The sequence below is a fragment of the Cytobacillus sp. genome, from assembly GCF_032154635.1.
In the GTDB taxonomy this organism is placed as follows: Bacteria; Bacillota; Bacilli; order Bacillales; family Cytobacillaceae; genus Cytobacillus.
On record NZ_JALDXW010000031.1, the window covers coordinates 1 to 15,838 of the forward strand.

Annotated in this window: 18 protein-coding genes and 7 tRNA genes; 16 read left to right on the plus strand and 9 right to left on the minus strand. The window is 37.2% G+C overall.

What is annotated here, in order from left to right; translation table 11 throughout:
* Positions 1-113: 113 nt before the first annotated feature.
* The 7 genes from RUH74_RS18220 to RUH74_RS18250 all read left to right on the plus strand — a co-directional run bounded on the left by RUH74_RS18220 (position 114) and on the right by RUH74_RS18250 (position 720).
* A tRNA-Gln gene (locus tag RUH74_RS18220) sits at positions 114-188 on the plus strand.
* Between the two features lie 8 nt (positions 189-196).
* Positions 197-270 (plus strand) — tRNA-Cys (locus RUH74_RS18225).
* A gap of 10 nt (positions 271-280) precedes the next feature.
* Positions 281-354 (plus strand) — tRNA-Gly (locus RUH74_RS18230).
* Between the two features lie 16 nt (positions 355-370).
* Positions 371-447 (plus strand) — tRNA-Ile (locus RUH74_RS18235).
* 15 nt (positions 448-462) lie between these two features.
* Positions 463-537 (plus strand) — tRNA-Asn (locus RUH74_RS18240).
* Positions 538-543: 6 nt separating this feature from the next.
* Positions 544-634 (plus strand) — tRNA-Ser (locus RUH74_RS18245).
* Positions 635-646: 12 nt separating this feature from the next.
* Positions 647-720: transfer RNA gene (locus tag RUH74_RS18250), tRNA-Arg, on the plus strand.
* A 95-nt stretch (positions 721-815) separates the two neighbouring features.
* On the opposite strand, the gene RUH74_RS18255 is transcribed toward RUH74_RS18250, so the two are convergent.
* Positions 816-1,220 (minus strand): GNAT family N-acetyltransferase, encoded by a 405-nt coding sequence (locus RUH74_RS18255; RefSeq protein WP_313802574.1) that lies wholly within the window; start codon positions 1,218-1,220, stop codon positions 816-818.
* A 405-nt stretch (positions 1,221-1,625) separates the two neighbouring features.
* On the opposite strand from RUH74_RS18255, the gene RUH74_RS18260 reads away from it, so the two are divergent.
* From RUH74_RS18260 to RUH74_RS18270, 3 genes are all read left to right on the plus strand, one after another.
* A complete protein-coding gene (locus tag RUH74_RS18260; RefSeq protein WP_313802576.1) occupies positions 1,626-2,144 on the plus strand; it encodes a sigma-70 family RNA polymerase sigma factor in 519 nt (172 codons plus the stop codon).
* Positions 2,137-3,450, plus strand: a complete 1,314-nt coding sequence (locus RUH74_RS18265) for a DUF4179 domain-containing protein (RefSeq protein WP_313802578.1) — start codon at positions 2,137-2,139, stop codon at positions 3,448-3,450. The genes RUH74_RS18260 and RUH74_RS18265 overlap by 8 nt, the downstream gene beginning before the upstream one ends.
* A gap of 281 nt (positions 3,451-3,731) precedes the next feature.
* Positions 3,732-4,475, plus strand: a complete 744-nt coding sequence (locus RUH74_RS18270) for an alpha/beta fold hydrolase (protein WP_313802687.1) — start codon at positions 3,732-3,734, stop codon at positions 4,473-4,475.
* A 24-nt stretch (positions 4,476-4,499) separates the two neighbouring features.
* Here the strand turns inward: RUH74_RS18270 and RUH74_RS18275 are convergent, their stop codons facing one another.
* From RUH74_RS18275 to RUH74_RS18285, 3 genes are read right to left on the minus strand one after another with little or no spacing between them, the layout of a single operon-like run.
* The gene (locus tag RUH74_RS18275; RefSeq protein ID WP_313802580.1) at positions 4,500-5,405 is read right to left on the minus strand and encodes an aminoglycoside phosphotransferase family protein; all 906 of its coding nucleotides are present in this window, start codon (positions 5,403-5,405) and stop codon (positions 4,500-4,502) included.
* Between the two features lie 26 nt (positions 5,406-5,431).
* Positions 5,432-6,124 (minus strand): LrgB family protein, encoded by a 693-nt coding sequence (locus RUH74_RS18280; protein WP_313802582.1) that lies wholly within the window; start codon positions 6,122-6,124, stop codon positions 5,432-5,434.
* Entirely contained in the window at positions 6,094-6,498 is a 405-nt protein-coding gene (locus RUH74_RS18285) for a CidA/LrgA family protein (protein WP_313802689.1), read from the minus strand. The genes RUH74_RS18280 and RUH74_RS18285 overlap by 31 nt, the downstream gene beginning before the upstream one ends.
* A 190-nt stretch (positions 6,499-6,688) precedes the next feature.
* Here RUH74_RS18285 and RUH74_RS18290 point away from each other — a divergent pair, with 190 nt between their 5' ends.
* Positions 6,689-7,126, plus strand: coding sequence for a MarR family winged helix-turn-helix transcriptional regulator (locus tag RUH74_RS18290; protein ID WP_313802584.1), 438 nt, complete (start codon positions 6,689-6,691; stop codon positions 7,124-7,126).
* Between the two features lie 49 nt (positions 7,127-7,175).
* Here RUH74_RS18290 and RUH74_RS18295 read toward each other — a convergent pair whose 3' ends face one another.
* Both RUH74_RS18295 and RUH74_RS18300 read right to left on the minus strand, forming a co-directional pair.
* Positions 7,176-8,399 carry an MFS transporter gene (locus RUH74_RS18295; RefSeq protein ID WP_313802586.1) on the minus strand — a complete coding sequence of 408 codons (1,224 nt, stop codon included), beginning with the start codon at positions 8,397-8,399 and terminating at the stop codon, positions 7,176-7,178.
* A 22-nt stretch (positions 8,400-8,421) separates the two neighbouring features.
* Complete coding sequence (locus RUH74_RS18300; protein ID WP_313802588.1) at positions 8,422-9,465, minus strand: ArsR/SmtB family transcription factor; 1,044 nt, start codon at positions 9,463-9,465, stop codon at positions 8,422-8,424.
* A gap of 207 nt (positions 9,466-9,672) precedes the next feature.
* On the opposite strand from RUH74_RS18300, the gene RUH74_RS18305 reads away from it, so the two are divergent.
* On the plus strand, positions 9,673-9,951 hold the full coding sequence (locus RUH74_RS18305) for a hypothetical protein (RefSeq protein ID WP_313802590.1): 279 nt from the start codon (positions 9,673-9,675) through the stop codon (positions 9,949-9,951).
* Positions 9,952-9,990: 39 nt separating this feature from the next.
* On the plus strand, positions 9,991-10,158 hold the full coding sequence (locus RUH74_RS18310; protein WP_313802592.1) for a hypothetical protein: 168 nt from the start codon (positions 9,991-9,993) through the stop codon (positions 10,156-10,158).
* A 385-nt stretch (positions 10,159-10,543) separates the two neighbouring features.
* Here RUH74_RS18310 and RUH74_RS18315 read toward each other — a convergent pair whose 3' ends face one another.
* Together RUH74_RS18315 and RUH74_RS18320 are read right to left on the minus strand one after the other, a co-directional pair.
* Positions 10,544-11,386 (minus strand): aldo/keto reductase, encoded by an 843-nt coding sequence (locus RUH74_RS18315; protein WP_313802691.1) that lies wholly within the window; start codon positions 11,384-11,386, stop codon positions 10,544-10,546.
* Between the two features lie 25 nt (positions 11,387-11,411).
* On the minus strand, positions 11,412-12,605 hold the full coding sequence (locus RUH74_RS18320; protein WP_313802594.1) for an MFS transporter: 1,194 nt from the start codon (positions 12,603-12,605) through the stop codon (positions 11,412-11,414).
* A gap of 204 nt (positions 12,606-12,809) precedes the next feature.
* Here RUH74_RS18320 and RUH74_RS18325 point away from each other — a divergent pair, with 204 nt between their 5' ends.
* Together RUH74_RS18325 and RUH74_RS18330 are read left to right on the plus strand one after the other, a co-directional pair.
* Positions 12,810-13,181, plus strand: coding sequence for a winged helix-turn-helix transcriptional regulator (locus tag RUH74_RS18325; protein ID WP_313802596.1), 372 nt, complete (start codon positions 12,810-12,812; stop codon positions 13,179-13,181).
* A 162-nt stretch (positions 13,182-13,343) separates the two neighbouring features.
* Positions 13,344-14,168, plus strand: a complete 825-nt coding sequence (locus RUH74_RS18330; protein ID WP_313802598.1) for a GNAT family N-acetyltransferase — start codon at positions 13,344-13,346, stop codon at positions 14,166-14,168.
* A gap of 67 nt (positions 14,169-14,235) precedes the next feature.
* On the opposite strand, the gene RUH74_RS18335 is transcribed toward RUH74_RS18330, so the two are convergent.
* Complete coding sequence (locus tag RUH74_RS18335) at positions 14,236-14,856, minus strand: flavin reductase family protein (RefSeq protein WP_313802600.1); 621 nt, start codon at positions 14,854-14,856, stop codon at positions 14,236-14,238.
* A 96-nt stretch (positions 14,857-14,952) separates the two neighbouring features.
* On the opposite strand from RUH74_RS18335, the gene RUH74_RS18340 reads away from it, so the two are divergent.
* Complete coding sequence (locus tag RUH74_RS18340) at positions 14,953-15,645, plus strand: ArsR/SmtB family transcription factor (protein ID WP_313802602.1); 693 nt, start codon at positions 14,953-14,955, stop codon at positions 15,643-15,645.
* The last annotated feature ends 193 nt before the right edge of the window (positions 15,646-15,838 follow it).

Sequence of the window (15,838 nt, forward strand, 5' to 3'; positions counted from 1 at the left end):
GCATCGGATTGTGGTTCCGACATTCGTGGGTTCGATTCCCATCAGCCGCCCCATTTGTGTAATTAAATATTCCTGCGGTTTATTCTGAGAAGTTTCTCTTGAGGTTTATTCAATGGGCTATAGCCAAGCGGTAAGGCATCGCACTTTGACTGCGACATGCGTTGGTTCGAATCCAGCTAGCCCAGCCATTTTTTAAGGCGGCATAGCCAAGTGGTAAGGCAGAGGTCTGCAAAACCTTTATCACCGGTTCAAATCCGGTTGCTGCCTCCAATATGTATATGCGGGTGTAGTTTAGTGGTAAAACCACAGCCTTCCAAGCTGTTGTCGAGGGTTCGATTCCCTTCACCCGCTCCATTATTTATGTTATAATGGGCCTATAGCTCAGCTGGTTAGAGCGCACGCCTGATAAGCGTGAGGTCGATGGTTCGAGTCCATTTAGGCCCACCATAAATGATTTATTATTCCGCAGTAGCTCAGTGGTAGAGCTATCGGCTGTTAACCGATCGGTCGTAGGTTCGAGTCCTACCTGCGGAGCCATCATATGGGGAAGTACTCAAGAGGCTGAAGAGGCGCCCCTGCTAAGGGTGTAGGTCGGGTAACCGGCGCGAGGGTTCAAATCCCTCCTTCTCCGCCATACATATATCTTGCGCCTTTAGCTCAGCTGGATAGAGCATACGCCTTCTAAGCGTACGGTCAGAGGTTCGAATCCTCTAAGGCGCGTAAAAAATTCATTTTACTTAGAAAAAGGATAGCTAATCATTCTACATTGATATGGTTAGCTGTCCTTTTTTGCTACCTGTTCAATTAAAAAGTATTTATCGAATTATATTTTTTGTCATGCCGATAGCGAACTTTTTAAAACCAAAAGCATCATAATAATTTTCTAGATTTTCCATACATATAAGTTGAGGAATAACTTTATTTTGTTCACAGTGGCTAATCAATCGATTCAATAGTTCTTTGCCAATTCCTTTGGACTGATAAGTAGGCATTACACAAACTCCACATATTAGTGCTGTAATGACACCATCAGAAATTATTCGTCCCATCCCTACTAATTGATTTTCATCAAAAGCATACACTGCGTACCAGCTTTGTTTACACATATTTTCTAAATCATTGACGGTCAATTTTAGTGAATTCCAACCTAATAATTCATATATTTTCAACAATCCCTCAAAATGATCAGGAGGCTGAATTGTATAAACGACCTTTTCCATATACACCCCTCCGTGTTCCTGCTATTTTGGACAACTACTTCTTATAACGAGATATATGTTTGTTCTTTTCATTCTTCCTTCCTACTAGTCTACATTCCTATAAAGTTTTATTGGTATCTCCGTAATATTCATCACTTTTCACAGTCAAATTGCCATTTCCTTTATGCTTTCCTATATAATACACCATCTGTTTGATCCTTTATTATCGATTTTTGTGAAAGCCTGAATGGACCAGCAGTTTTTATATTATAGTTATAATTGTATTTCCTATATTCACCATCTTGAAATTGCGCTAGCTCTTTTTGGATGCCCACCTTTAACAAGAACAAAAATTTAATATATATTTTTAAGACTTTTTATAACCCTGGCAAGTCTAACGAGTAGTAAGAGAGAGGAGGGGTTTCCTTGAATGTTGAGATATTAATTAAAAAAGCAAAAAAAGGAGATGATACATCATTTTATGAATTGATGCAAGTACATAAAGAACGTTTGTTAAGAATGGCGATATCGTATTTAAGAAATGAGGAAGAAGCTTTAGAAGCTCTTCAAGAGGTCACCTTTAGAGCCTATCGTTCGATCAAAAAAGTAAAGCATGCTGAGTACTTTTCCACCTGGCTTATCCGTATTATGATTAATTACTGCCATGATCAAAGCAGAAAAAGGAAAAGAATAGCAGATTCAAATTTACTAGATCAACTGGAGGAAAACATTGATTATAATCGGTCACTAGAAATTGACGAAGCCTTGCATAAAATTGATTCCCGCTGCCGTGAAGTTATCATCCTCAAATATTATCATGACTTAAAAATTAAGGATATTGCTGAAATCCTAGAAAGTCCAGAGAGTACGATAAAAACATGGCTTTATAAAGGGCTGCAAGCGCTTCGGGACCAATTAGATGAAAGAGGTGGATTACATGTTTGATTTTACGAAAGAAGAAGAGGAATTGGAGAAATCGAAAAATGCATACAGTCAAATCACTATTGCAGACAAGAAAACAGATCAAGCTATTCTAGAAGGAATAAGGCGGGCAAATGCATTAAAGATAAAGAAGAAGAGGCTACTTCCTATTAAAATCTTGCTAGCGGCTAGTATTCTTATGCTTGTTTTTATCACCTCGGTGAGGATTTCTGATACCGTTGCTGCTTATGCATCGAATGTTCCGGGATTAGAAAAGATAGTGGAGCTTATCCAGTATGATAAGGGACTCTTAGCAGCTGCAGAGAATGACTATATTCAAAAGGTGAATCTTTCTGATGAACATGAGGGATTCAAGGTAACTGTTGACTCCGTTATTCATGATGAAAGTAATTTGATTATTTTTTTTAAATACGCGTCTAAAGAAGAAAAAATGGGTTTTTCGGAAATCTCCTTATTGGATCAGGATGGTAAGCCTCTTCCCTTTAAGCGTAATAAGTGGTCTTTTGCGGAAAGTGACCCTTTATCAGAGGTTAGATTTTCATTGGCAGAAGGAAATATACTTCCTGAAAACCTAATCATATCTTTTGAAATAGGATTAAGCACTGGGAAGGTTTTTGAAGAAAAGTGGAATATCCCGATAACTTTGAATAAAGAAAAGCTTTCGCCGAAAAAGGAGTATATGCTTAATAAAAAGGTGGAAATAGAAAATCAGAAGATCACTTTTAAAAAGGTTGTATCTTATCCTACCCATACAGCCGTTCATGTAGAATATGACCCAGAAAACAGCAAAAAAATATTTGGGATACATGGGCTAAGGGTAGAGGATGAAAAAGGAGAGTCCTGGAATACAAATACAGTTCAAGATACTTTGATAAGTGAGAATGAAAGAATTATCTATTTGGAAAGCTTTTTCTTTGCAGGCTCTAAAAAACTATATTTACATTTTGATTCAATCCGAGCCCTTGAAAAGGATGAGCTTTGGGTGGAAATAGATCCTGAATCCAATCAAATTCTGAAGGCACCAAAGGATGGGAAACTGACAAAGGCTGAACAGAGAAAGAACGAGCTTGCTATTCAGCTAGAAGCAGACCGTAAGTTTATCGATCACCAAATTTTCTTTGATTATGCTATAGATAGTGACGGAAACAAAATTATAGAAGAAGGAACATTTGGAGCAAGTACTGATGGCCGTTTCATCCGGTACTTTGTCCCTTTTCCAACAAATAAAAAGATTTCCGGACCAATTAAACTGGAATTGTTAGACTATCCAGCTGTAATTAAACAGGATATAAAGATTAAAATCAACTAACACATCAGAAAATTAGGGATTGAAAAGGGACATGGTGAACGTTCACCATGTCCCTTTTCGCATATCTGCGCCATAAAAAGTAGGATGATTTGAGATATAATAGAAATAGTAAATAATCCCTTTATTACAAAATAACAGAATGAAGAACTAAAGAATTTTGGCTGGAAAGACAATAGAAAAATAAGCGTAAACACCGGAACTGTACAACGTATTCATTCTGCACAAAAAGGAGGATGTAACGATTGCATTATAAAGAGTATGGCGACAAAGAAGGCGCTATAATGGTTTTTTTACATGGAGGTGGGGTGAGTGGCTGGATGTGGGATAAGCAGATTCAACACTTTACACATTATCACTGCCTTGTCCCAGATCTGCCTGAGCAAGGGATGAGCAATGATGGAACGAACTTTTCGATAGAAACCTCTGCTGCAAAACTAATTGAATTAATACAAGAAAAGGCAAATGGAAAGCAAGTGATTGTTATAGGCTTTTCATTAGGCGCTCAGGTAACCATTCAAATGGTAAGTATGGAACCAGAATTAATCGATTATGCAATGATCAATAGTGCGCTAGTAAAGCCTATGCTTTGGATGAAAAAGTGGATCAGTCCCTCTATTAAACTTACATTTCCCCTTATCAAAAATCAGTCATTTTCAAGAATTCAGGCAAGAACACTTTATATTGGGAAGGATAATTTTGAAATCTATTATAAAGAAACCTGTCAAATGAAATCTGATACTTTGATTCGAATACTAGAGGAAAATATGTCATTTGAGATACCCGATCATTTCCATAAAGCAAGGGCGCAGATGTTGGTAACTGTAGGTGAAAAAGAGAAAGCCGTAATGAAGAAGTCAGCAATCGATATTGTGAAGAGGAATCCAAATTGTATAGGCATGATTATCCCAAATATAGGACATGGACTTTCACTCGCAAATCCGGCCTTTTTCAATCAAATCATTGAAGACTGGATAGCTGAAGGGAGGATACCAAAGGAAGGAAAGCTTATTGATCGGAGTTACTAAAAAAGGACCATCTTACTCGATCCTTTACATAGGTCGACGATGGTCCCAAAAGTATTGTATCGAATGAAAAAAAGCTTCATCATAATTCTCATGGTCTATAATAGACCAGCATGTAGATAAAACGGAATGGGCAAATCCCCATGAATAAATTCTATGTGTATCGAGATCTAATTCCTCTGCTAACAGGGCTATACGCTTGTCAATCACAGCTGACAAATTTTCTGCAGGCAGCCGGTTCAATAGAAATTGAATGACATCATATTCTCTATCACCAACTAATCCTTTAGGGTCAATGGCTGTCCATGAATCACTGCAATTACTCAATATATTGTAATGATGAAGATCGCCATGAAGCAAGTAGGGCTTTTCTATTGATTTATTCAATGCTGTAAATGTTTCAGATGCTTCCTGAAGCGTCTCTTTTGTAATCGGACCGATTCCTTCAGGATTTTCCATCAATATTTTTAATAAAGCTTTTTCCCTATCTTCACTAGTAGGAATTTGCAGGGATTCTGATGCAGGTACCCACAATGCTTTCATGACTCTTGAGGCAATACGTGTAGCTGTTTCATCATCTTCTATGGATGCCAGCATTGTTCCTGGAGTTAATCGTTCAAGAATGAGTATTCCTTTTTTGAAATCTACATCAATGACCCCAACCATTCCACGACGATTAAATTGCTGTATCGTGTAAACCTCATTATTGAATTCATCGCCGGGAATGCCAAGCTTAACAACGACTTCTTTCCGATCTTTCCTAACAGCAGGAGCAACAAAATTATAAGATAACGGGAATGGAGACATGATTTGGATGTCCCAACGTGCTTCACATTCCTCAATTAGCTTATTAAAATGATTCAGCCATTGTTCGCCTTTCTTTTTGTGGACGGACTTGATTGTTTGCACAAATTCGTTTGGTAATTGAATCATTTAGAGTGCTCCTTTTTTCCAATAGTTTAAATATGAAAAGCCCATGCGATAAGGGGTCCGAAAATGGATCCAAGCACAGCACATAATGTCATAGAAACAGAGCTGATGGAAGCTGTCAGTTCGCCATATTCAAATGCTTTCGAGGTGCCTAGCGCATGTGATGCACTTCCAAAGGCAATCCCTCTGCCAATAGAGCTATTGATGCGGCTCCATTTTAAAAATAATGGCCCTAGAATAACACCAGAAAAACCAGCAATCATGACAAATACCATTGTCATAGAAGGCTCAACACCCAAATCTGTAGCAATCTGAATGGCTACAGGTGTAGTGATTGACTTCGGAATTATGGATAGAATTAAGTCACGGTTAATTCCAAAAACCTTTGCAATTAAGATTCCGCTGATCATCCCGGAAAACAATCCAATTAGAACACCAATGATAATTGGATAGATGTAGCTTATTAATATGTGACGGTTTTTATAAAGTGGATAGGCCAATGCAACAACTGCTGGTCCTAATAATGAATTAATCCACTTACCCCCAATCATATACTCATCATACGAAATATTTGAAAGTATTAGAAGTAAAATGATGAGAGCTGTTGCAGTAAGAACGGGAATCAAAATCGGATTAGGAAAACGTGCATAGATCCTAGCCATTGCTAAGTAAACAACAACAGTTCCAAGAATTATAATGATTGCGATAAGTGACTGCTGCATTGTTTATTTTCCTTTCGTTTTATTGTCTTCTTTTCTAAAAATTGGCTGGCTGTTCCTGATACCAGCATGGTCACAATGGTACTAACAATGCCGATCAAACATAAAATCGCTCCGCTGATAGAGAAAAGTGACGGGTAATTCATAATGCCGATCATGGCTGGAATAAACAATAATGGCAGATAGGCTAATAAAAAGTTTGCTCCATTCTCTATGATCTTTAATGGAACAATTTTGAGTGATAAACAAATAAGTAATAAGATTAGACCAATAATACTTCCTGGGATTGGAATAGGAAAAATGTGATGAATAACATTTCCAATCCATGTGAAAGCATATAAGATTGCAATTTGGTAGATAATTTGTAGTCCCTTCATAATACTGCTGTTCTTCAAATAAAGAACAGCTGCCTCCTTTTTCATGTGAAATCGTGATGATAATAAAAATGATCTTTACTTTACAAACATATACTTGTAAGATACAAGTATATGTTTGTATTATACAAGTAAATCTCGATTTGTCAATCATCAATTAAAATGGATAAAATATAAGCGGGAGGGGAATCCATTGCAAAAAGAAAACCAAGAAGCAGTTGAACGCATAGAATATGAACTTACTACATTAATCCGACGAGCGGTTTATTTAGATATTTCCGATAAAAAAATTGGGCATTTGGAGAGATCTGTCTATTTATTATTAAGGCATCTAGATGAATGTGGTCCATCTCGATTAAAAGCATTGGCTGAAACATTTAATTTAGATATATCGACTCTTTCTAGACAAGCCTCTGCTATTGAAGCAAAAGGATACATTACGCGTTTTTCAGATCCAACGGATGGCAGGGTAAGCTTGTTTAAACTTACGGATATAGGCATGGAAAAATTAATAACTGACAAAAATATGAGAATCGAGCGCTATCATGCAATGTTAGACAACTGGTCAAATACAGAGAAAGAGATATTTGGTGAACTACTTGAGCGTATGAATGAAGCATTGATTGATTAGGTTCACTAGAAAGCTGCCAATTATGGCAGCTTTTGTTTATAAGAACCTTTTAATAAGAAGCCATTTCCTTTTTCATTGGTTGATCAATAAATTTAAAATAGGGGAGAAAAATGCCTATTAAAGAAATACAACAAATGATTGATCCGATTAATAGGTATAAAGGCCTTACCCCCCATAGTTCACTCAATACACTGCCCGCGACTACCCCTAAAGGCATCGCACCCCGAATAATAAAAAGCCTGACAGAAATGACTTTCCCCATTAAATGGTTTGGTATTATTTGTTGAAAGATGGTTAGATTATGTGCTCCAAAAAATGCCATGGCCATTCCGGCAATAGCCTCTGTTGTATATGCAACATACATACTATGATTAATGGCGAGGGATATATAAGTGAATCCGCCTATAACCAGTGACCCGAGCATGATCACTCGCCGGCTTTTGTATTTAACTTTCCCGATTAATATAGAACCGATTACATATCCGAGAGGAAAGCTTGCCATAAAATAGCCGTATTCAGCATAGGTTCCCGATAACTCAGCAGTTATATAAGGAAGAGTGATGACCATAGTAACGCCTACACCAAATTGAACAAAAGCAAGAAAGATTCCTAGCCAGACAATGATAGGCTGCTTGAAAAAGTAGGATATTCCTTCAGTAAATTGCTGTAACCAAGTTTTCCGCACATGTTGAGCGGTCTTTGTCTCTTTTAGGAATAACAATAGTGTACCGCTTGCCAGAAGGAACCCGCTAACAAAGAAAAGCGTTAGTTTTACCCCGAAATATTCCACCACTACTCCTCCTGCAATTGGAGCGATAAAAGTCATCAATCTTACGGTACCATCCAAATAGGCATTGGCTGTATTTAACTGTTCTTTTGCCACAATGGAAGGGATGATTGCCTGATTTGCTGGTGTATATACAGGCGTGATCAATCCTATGATGATTTGTACTGCGAAAATATGCAAGGGCAGGAGATTTTCCGTTAATAATGAAACAAGTGGGATAAGGAAAATTCCTCCTCTAATCCATTGCGAAAAGACCATCATCCACTTGCGACTCCAGCGATCGATAAAAGGACCAATGAATAACTGGAGGATAAGGGAAGGGAGAAAGTATAATAGCCACATACTTCCAAGTGCCATTGTGGAACCAGTAAGCTGATAAATAAGAATAGAATTGCAAAAGGTCCCAAAAGCACCGCCTAATTCAGAGATTGCATTTCCAATCCATACAAATACAAACGACCGATTTTTAAATATATTGTTCCTCATATATCTCCCACCTATAGCCTCATCATTGATTTAAATACAAATCTAACTCTTTCGCTAAACCTTCGAGTGCGTTTCTTTTAAGTGAATATTTGGATTGAATCGTCTCTACTAGTTTAGCGGCTCTAAGAATCTTAAGGTGATGGTGGATCGTAGATTTCCCAATATTCAATTGTGAAGTAAGCTCCTGTAAGGTACGGTCATGCTCATGAAGCATTTTGACCATACGCATTCGAACCTCATCTCCTAACGCCTTATGTTTAAGAACAAAAAAGTGATTAGGTGTGTATTTATCATTGGGTGAGATACTTTCATTGGCTATAGGATAATAGAAGACCTTTGCTCCCTCTATATCTGCTTCAATATTCCATGGACGGTATATGTACTGTGGAATTAAAATGACTGTATGTATGCTTGGTTCTGGTAAATAACTAATCCCGCCAGTTGCCCATTCCACGAATTCTTCAGAATCCATTTTCTCTGCCATCTGTTTTTTCCCTTCATAATCTGTTTTTAAGATAGCCAACAGTTGTTCAGAGTTATTGTTTATAACTGCTTCGTACCAGCCTGTCATGACATCGATAAGATGCTCTTTTAGGAGTTTTTCTTCTGCTAAACATATAAATGCTATATAGTTAGGCAAATAAGGATGATCGCTCGTTAAGCGCTGCATTTCTTTCATTGCGGCTTGATCTCCGGTTGCCGCATGGTGCCTAATTTCTTGATAATGGGTGCCTATAAATGGTAAACAAATGAACTTGAAATCTATGTTCGGGAGATCATGAATATACGATGTAAACTCGGATAGGTGAGTGAATGGCTTCATATGCAAGAGCTGGAGCAAGGCTTTCCAAGTATTGTTCTTTTCAACAAAGTCTATATGCTGCAATAACTCTTTTGATGCAGAATTTCTGATGCCAGCCCAATAATCTTGCTGCTTTTCTAATGTTTTAATAAGTGGGGTATTAGTAATAGCGGCAATCCCTAATGCACATTCCCACAAAAGGGAGTATTCCAGCTGAATTTTGTATGTCTCTCTTTTTCTGCCCGTAAAATTTAAAATATCCAAATGTAGACACCTCATTTATTTTCTTTTTCTATATTCTATAAATATAGAATAATATATTCGATAATTATAGAATATATATTGCGCATTTTAAATCATGTGAAAAGAAAAATGTTTAATTTGATAGAAATAGGGAATAAATCTAGTAGAGAAATAGATGGAATGATTCATTAAGAAAGCTTAAAACATAATAGACGAGGAGGACTTATTATGAAACAAGCTTCAATTGTAAAATCATTAACGGTAGTAGGTATAGGGGTAGGAGCATCAGCGGCGGCTATATGGTTATCGTCTAAACCAAACCGTATCCTAGCTAAAGATGTGCTAAGAGACTGGAAAAGAAAGGTAAAACCAACTCCTTTTGATAAGAGTGAAAATCTGCCAATTGAAAAAGGGGGACACCCGCATCCGCAGGATATTGAGGATAATAATATGGTTAGTGAAGGAGCTCAATATTCTGTGCAATTTTTCAATGAAAAAGTTCAGTAATCATTTCATCAAATCCAATAATAACTTGAGGTGAGTGTAATGAAGAGAGAGATGAAAGAGAATCTGAAACCAATGAACGGCACGATGGTACAGAATTTCAAGGAAATGAAGGAAAATGGAAAGGTAATGGAGAGCATGGATACAAATAAAGAGTTAAAAGAAAAGGGAAAACAGCCAGATCCGAAGCAAGATACGGAACCTAAATAATTATCGGATTATTCGGATATTAAACCTAGAGAATGGTGACGGATGGATGTACTACCTTAGAACTCCTCATTTTCAAATAAAAGCAATAGAAAAATGGAGACAAATGAAATGCCTACTCCTATAAGATTAGGATTTAGGATGGGCGTAATAGATGAATCGAGTTATAAATATCAACAAAGAAATTGGTGTGAATCATCTTTTCTTTGAACTTTGATGAAAAGAGAGAAGTGTACTAACTTCTCTCTTTTTCCATTATTAAGAATCGATGGAGGATTAGTACGTAGTGTATTTTAACACAATGAAATGGCAAAATGATTTGAAATCAACCAATATAAAAAAGTGTAGAGAAAAAATACTCTTTCTCTACACTCTGAGTACTTTTATATTAAAAATCAAAGTTATCTGGATCTGGCCCTACACGATGATTTTGATTTAATCCATCAATGATCTCCATTTCCTCTTTCGTCAATTCAAAATCAAACACATTCGCATTTTCGACAATTCGGTGCTCTTTTGTTGATTTTGGAATCGTAACAACCCCGTTTTGCAAGTCCCAACGCAAAATAACTTGGGCTACAGATTTATTATGCTTGTTCGCCATTTCCTGTAAAACTTCGTTATCTAGCAATTGACCTTGCATTAATGGTGACCATGCCTCTAGCTGAATACCGTTGTCTTCACAAAATGCTTTCAGCTCCTTTTGAGTTAATCGTGGGTGGCATTCTACTTGATTGATCATTGGCTTTATTTCAGCATCTTTCAATAAGTCTTCCAAATGATGAATTTGAAAATTACTTACACCAATGGCTTTTACTCGGCCTTCTTTATAAAGCGTTTCTAACGCTCTCCAAGCATCCTTATATTTTCCTGCAACTGGCCAGTGAATCAAATATAAATCTAAATACTCTAAGCCAAGTTTCTTTAAGCTTGTTTCATAAGCAGCAATCGTTGATTCATATCCTAAATCTGCGTTCCAAACCTTTGAAGTGACAAATAGCTCTTCTCTAGAAATGCCTGCTTCTTTTAAGCCTGCTTGGATCCCTTGGCCAACCCCTTCTTCATTCTCATAAATCGCAGCGGTATCCACACTGCGGTATCCATGTTTAATCGCTGTTTTTACCGCGTTTACTAATTCAGGACCTTCTTCGACTTTAAAAACGCCAAGTCCAAACCAAGGCATTTTCACACCATTATGCAAAGTTGTTGTATCTTGTAAATTTTTAACCATCATCTTTAAACCCTCCAAAATTTTATTATATTTTACTTACTTGATCTTTTCGTTCCAAAGCTCTGCTAAATCCAGTTAAGACTGCAGCTGCTAAAACCATAATTGCTCCAATCCAAGACGTATGGATCAGTCCAATCGAGTCTGTAATGAGACCGCCTAAATAGGAGCCAATCGCTATCCCAGCATTAAATGCAGCTATATTAATAGCCGATGCCACATCAACCGCACTAGGGACAAAGCGCTCAGCCAGCATCACAACATATACTTGTAAGCCTGGCACATTCATAAATGCTAACAGACCCATCAATAGAATCGTTATTAACCCGGCAATTTTAAATGGTGCTGTAAACATTAATATAAATAAGACAGCTGCCTGTACAATAAACATATAGAACAATGCATCAATCGGATTTTGATTCGATAACTTCCCTCCAATCATATTCCCAATCGCAATCGCAATTCCGTAAGCTAATAAAATAACAGCGACAGTTCCTTCTTTAAACCCCGTGATGTCTTGTAGCAATGGAGATAAGAAGGTAAATACGACAAATGTTCCGCCATATCCTAGTGCTGTAATGATGAATAAAAGCAATAGCCGGCCATTTTTCACAAGTTTCAGCTGATCTCGAAAGGTAGTTTTTACTCCTTTCCGTAAATCTGATGGAACAAGAATGCTATTTGCGATTAAAGCAATGACACCAATGATAACAATAGTAACAAAAGCTGTTCTCCAACCTAGCTGCTGACCAATAAAGGTTCCAAATGGTACACCAGTTACCGTAGCTACTGTAAGACCTGTAAACATAATAGAAATTGCACTAGCTCTGCGATTTTCCGGAACTAAATCGGCAGCTATGGTTGATCCTATTGACATGAAGACTCCATGTGAAAATGCTGAAATTACACGTGCCACTAGCAATAGCCCAATTGTTGTAGAGATTGCAGCAAGAGTATTGCCAATAATAAAGACAATCATAATCCAAAGTAATAATGTTTTACGTGACATTTTCGATGTCAAAGATGTCAAAACAGGAGCTCCAAACGTTACGCCTAAAGCATATAAAGACACAGTTAATCCAGCCGTAGTGACTGGAATACTTAAATCGTTAGCAATAAGTGGAAGCAATCCTACACTGATGAATTCTGTTGTTCCGATTGCAAAAGCACTGACTGCTAAAGCAAGCAATGCAAACGTGCTTTGCTTCTTATTTAACGCCATATGATTTCCTCCTTTTCTCTGTTATATAAATGGAAACTTTCTTTTCGGTGAATAATAAATTTTAAAAGAAAGTATAGTATGAATCGGCCAGCAAATGTTATTATGAGATATATCGGACATAAAGAAAAGTACGCACTTTAAAGTTATATAGATACAAAAAAGTAATATAGGTACTTTTAGGTGCCTATAAGGAGGAGGACAAGAATGCAAAAAAAGAAATACAATATTTCTGTTGAAGCGACATTAGAAGTCATTGGTGGAAAGTGGAAATGTGTGATTCTCTGTCATCTCACTCACGGAAAAAAACGAACGAGCGAATTAAAGCGGCTCATGCCAAATATCACACAAAAAATGCTCACCCAACAACTGCGCGAGTTAGAAGAAGATGGTGTCATTAACCGAATTGTGTACAATCAAGTTCCACCAAAAGTAGAATATGAACTCAGTGAATATGGACGAAGCTTAGAAGGGATCCTAAATCTACTATGTGCATGGGGTGAAACACATTTAACGAGAGTATATGGAGATAAATTTTCTGTTTTAGAAGATAGTGTGTTGAATGAGCAGCTTAAGTAAAGGGATTGGGAGTACGAGTTGTCGAAAACGAAGATAACAATGGGGAAGCTTTAGATTGTAGCGGGAGATGGGTTCAGGCTGTTTTCAATTAAACGCATAAAAAGGATTTTATGTTAGAAATAAAGAATATGTAACTATCGCTTAAATTTTGGGAGGTAAAAAATGTTGACAGCTAAACAGTTATCAGATATTAAGGAACTGCAGCAAATTTGTGAGAAGGGTGAACCCTTTGAATTGAAATTGAACTGGGATATGCTCCAATCACGTGAAGAAAATGAAGTAAATGATTTTTTTCATTATGAGGATGGAAAGCTAGTTGGGTTTTTAGGTCTGTATGGGTTTGGAAATAAGGTAGAAGTTTGTGGAATGGTTGCACCAGATTATCGGAGGAGAGGCATTTTTACCCAACTTTATCGCAACGCACATAATGTGTTGAAGGAAAGGGGAATTCAGCATATTCTATTGAATACCCCTTCAATTTCTACATCGGGTAAAGCCTTTCTGCAATCGATTCCTTGTTCTTATTCATTTTCAGAGCATCAGATGAAATGGGGAAACATGGATCTCTCGTACCAAGAGGATGTGGTATTGAGACCCTCTACTTCCGATGACTTCGAAACGGAAGTCCAATTAGATGTTCAGTGCTTCCATTTTGAAGAAAAGGATGCGCGAGATTATAACGAAAGAATTAAACGGGATAACACGGATCAATTCTATATCATTGAATCCAAGGAAATGCCTGTAGGTAAAATGCGAGTTTCTCATACGGATGGGGAAGCATGGATATACGGATTTGCTATCTTTCCTGAGTACCAAGGTAAAGGAATCGGACGAAAGGCTTTAACAAATACCATTTTAAGAGAACAAATAGAGGGATTTCCGATTTTTCTAGAAGTGGAAGCAAAGAATGCTCATGCATTAAAACTCTATGAATCTTGTGGGTTTAAAGCATATCATTCTCAGGATTATTATCAAACGGAAGTTTAATTATCATAGAAAGCTAAAATCACCCCACAATCCCTAAATAGGGTGAGATGGGGTGATCTTGAGTATTTTATAATTCAGCTCTAAAAGTTTTTCCCAGCTGATCGCTAAGGCCAAAATAATGACGGAAATTATATATGATTGGACTCCATTTGTTTGGATCAATATGATTTTCTCCAATGAGAATATCTTTATGAGCATGAACTTGTAACGCTTTTGTCTCTACAATGGCAAAATCAGGGGTATGCTCGGGAATCCGAATGTCTTTCACTGTTGCTTCAATTTGTAAAGGACATTCCATAATTCGAGAAGGCTTTACAGTTTCAGATTCAATGGGTGATAATCCACTAATGGCATACTTATCCTTCCCATACTCAAATCCCACTTTTTTCTTAAATTCTGGTACGGGGTTCTTTCCTGTATAACGTGCTAATTGTTCAACATTTCTCCACAATGAAGGATTGGGAACATTGATGACGCATTCAGGATGCCGTTTTAGATTTTCAATCGCCATACCCCCAAGTCCAATCCCCAAAATGATGCAATCGCCTAATGCCCACGAAGATGATATAGGGCTGATATTTACGGAATCATCCTCATTTAGTGTATTTAGCAAGATAACAGGCGTTCCATAGTATAGAATGCTAGGTTGAATTCTCTCGATGTTTGGTAGCTGATAGGTAGTTTCCATTATTATTCTCCTCCTACATATTTGTTCGTATTTATTGTAAAATAGTAATATTCTAATTTTCATCGAAATATGGAATACGTAGTGAAGGAGAATAATATGAATGCAAATCCTAATGTAGCTATTATTGCAAGTCTTGTGAGTGAACCTTCGCGTGCGGCAATTCTGACCGTTTTAATGGATGGCAGATATCATCCGGTAAATGAATTAGCATACATGGCGGGTATAAAGCCGCAAACAGCGAGCTTTCATTTATCTAAAATGGTCACTGCAAAGATTGTGGCTGTAGAAAAACAAGGAAGACATCGGTATTATGGCATTGAAAGCCAACAGGTTGCTCAGGTTATGGAATCCTTGCTGTTAATGGCACCTCCAATTGAAATTAAATCATTCAAACAAGCTTCTGAGGACAAGGCCATTCGATTAGCGCGGACTTGTTATGATCATCTTGCAGGGGGGCTTGGTGTACAATTGACAGACGCTCTTATTCAAGAAGGCATTCTTTATGAGGGACCGAAGGAATTCATCGTTACAGAAAAAGGTAAGGAATTCCTTGCTGACTTTCAAATCGATCTCAATGAGGTTCAGAAAAAGCGACGTTCTTTTTCACACAAATGCCTGGATTGGAGTGAAAGACGGCATCATCTTGCAGGAGCACTAGGAAATGCCCTTTTAGAAAGATTATTAGAATTAAACTGGGTGGAACGTTTACCAAAAACAAGAGCAATCAAAATTACATCTAAAGGCGAAAAAGGGTTGAAAGAAACTTTTTCTATAGTGGTAAACATATAGCAGAAACTTTCAAATTAGCATAAGGCATAGTCTGCTGTGAAAAATGAAAAATATATGAAATCTGTTTCATTCATTGTAAAGTTCACTAAACGCTCACGACAAATTAACCAACTCTTAACACTCCTTTTAGACAATTTATATGAGGTATCAATCATAGTAAATGCTGAATAAGCAGCAGTCGAAAGGAGAATAA

What these genes read in the sequence shown, in the direction of transcription:
- RUH74_RS18255 (WP_313802574.1), bottom strand. Translation starts at nt 1,220, where the DNA reads ATGGAAAAGGTCGTTTATACAATTCAGCCTCCTGATCATTTTGAGGGA.
- RUH74_RS18265 (WP_313802578.1), top strand. Translation starts at nt 2,137, where the DNA reads ATGTTTGATTTTACGAAAGAAGAAGAGGAATTGGAGAAATCGAAAAAT.
- RUH74_RS18270 (WP_313802687.1), top strand. Translation starts at nt 3,732, where the DNA reads ATGGTTTTTTTACATGGAGGTGGGGTGAGTGGCTGGATGTGGGATAAG.
- RUH74_RS18275 (WP_313802580.1), bottom strand. Translation starts at nt 5,405, where the DNA reads ATGATTCAATTACCAAACGAATTTGTGCAAACAATCAAGTCCGTCCAC.
- RUH74_RS18280 (WP_313802582.1), bottom strand. Translation starts at nt 6,124, where the DNA reads ATGCAGCAGTCACTTATCGCAATCATTATAATTCTTGGAACTGTTGTT.
- RUH74_RS18285 (WP_313802689.1), bottom strand. Translation starts at nt 6,498, where the DNA reads ATGAAGGGACTACAAATTATCTACCAAATTGCAATCTTATATGCTTTC.
- RUH74_RS18295 (WP_313802586.1), bottom strand. Translation starts at nt 8,399, where the DNA reads ATGAGGAACAATATATTTAAAAATCGGTCGTTTGTATTTGTATGGATT.
- RUH74_RS18305 (WP_313802590.1), top strand. Translation starts at nt 9,673, where the DNA reads ATGAAACAAGCTTCAATTGTAAAATCATTAACGGTAGTAGGTATAGGG.
- RUH74_RS18310 (WP_313802592.1), top strand. Translation starts at nt 9,991, where the DNA reads ATGAAGAGAGAGATGAAAGAGAATCTGAAACCAATGAACGGCACGATG.
- RUH74_RS18315 (WP_313802691.1), bottom strand. Translation starts at nt 11,386, where the DNA reads ATGGTTAAAAATTTACAAGATACAACAACTTTGCATAATGGTGTGAAA.
- RUH74_RS18320 (WP_313802594.1), bottom strand. Translation starts at nt 12,605, where the DNA reads ATGGCGTTAAATAAGAAGCAAAGCACGTTTGCATTGCTTGCTTTAGCA.
- RUH74_RS18325 (WP_313802596.1), top strand. Translation starts at nt 12,810, where the DNA reads ATGCAAAAAAAGAAATACAATATTTCTGTTGAAGCGACATTAGAAGTC.
- RUH74_RS18330 (WP_313802598.1), top strand. Translation starts at nt 13,344, where the DNA reads ATGTTGACAGCTAAACAGTTATCAGATATTAAGGAACTGCAGCAAATT.
- RUH74_RS18335 (WP_313802600.1), bottom strand. Translation starts at nt 14,856, where the DNA reads ATGGAAACTACCTATCAGCTACCAAACATCGAGAGAATTCAACCTAGC.
- RUH74_RS18340 (WP_313802602.1), top strand. Translation starts at nt 14,953, where the DNA reads ATGAATGCAAATCCTAATGTAGCTATTATTGCAAGTCTTGTGAGTGAA.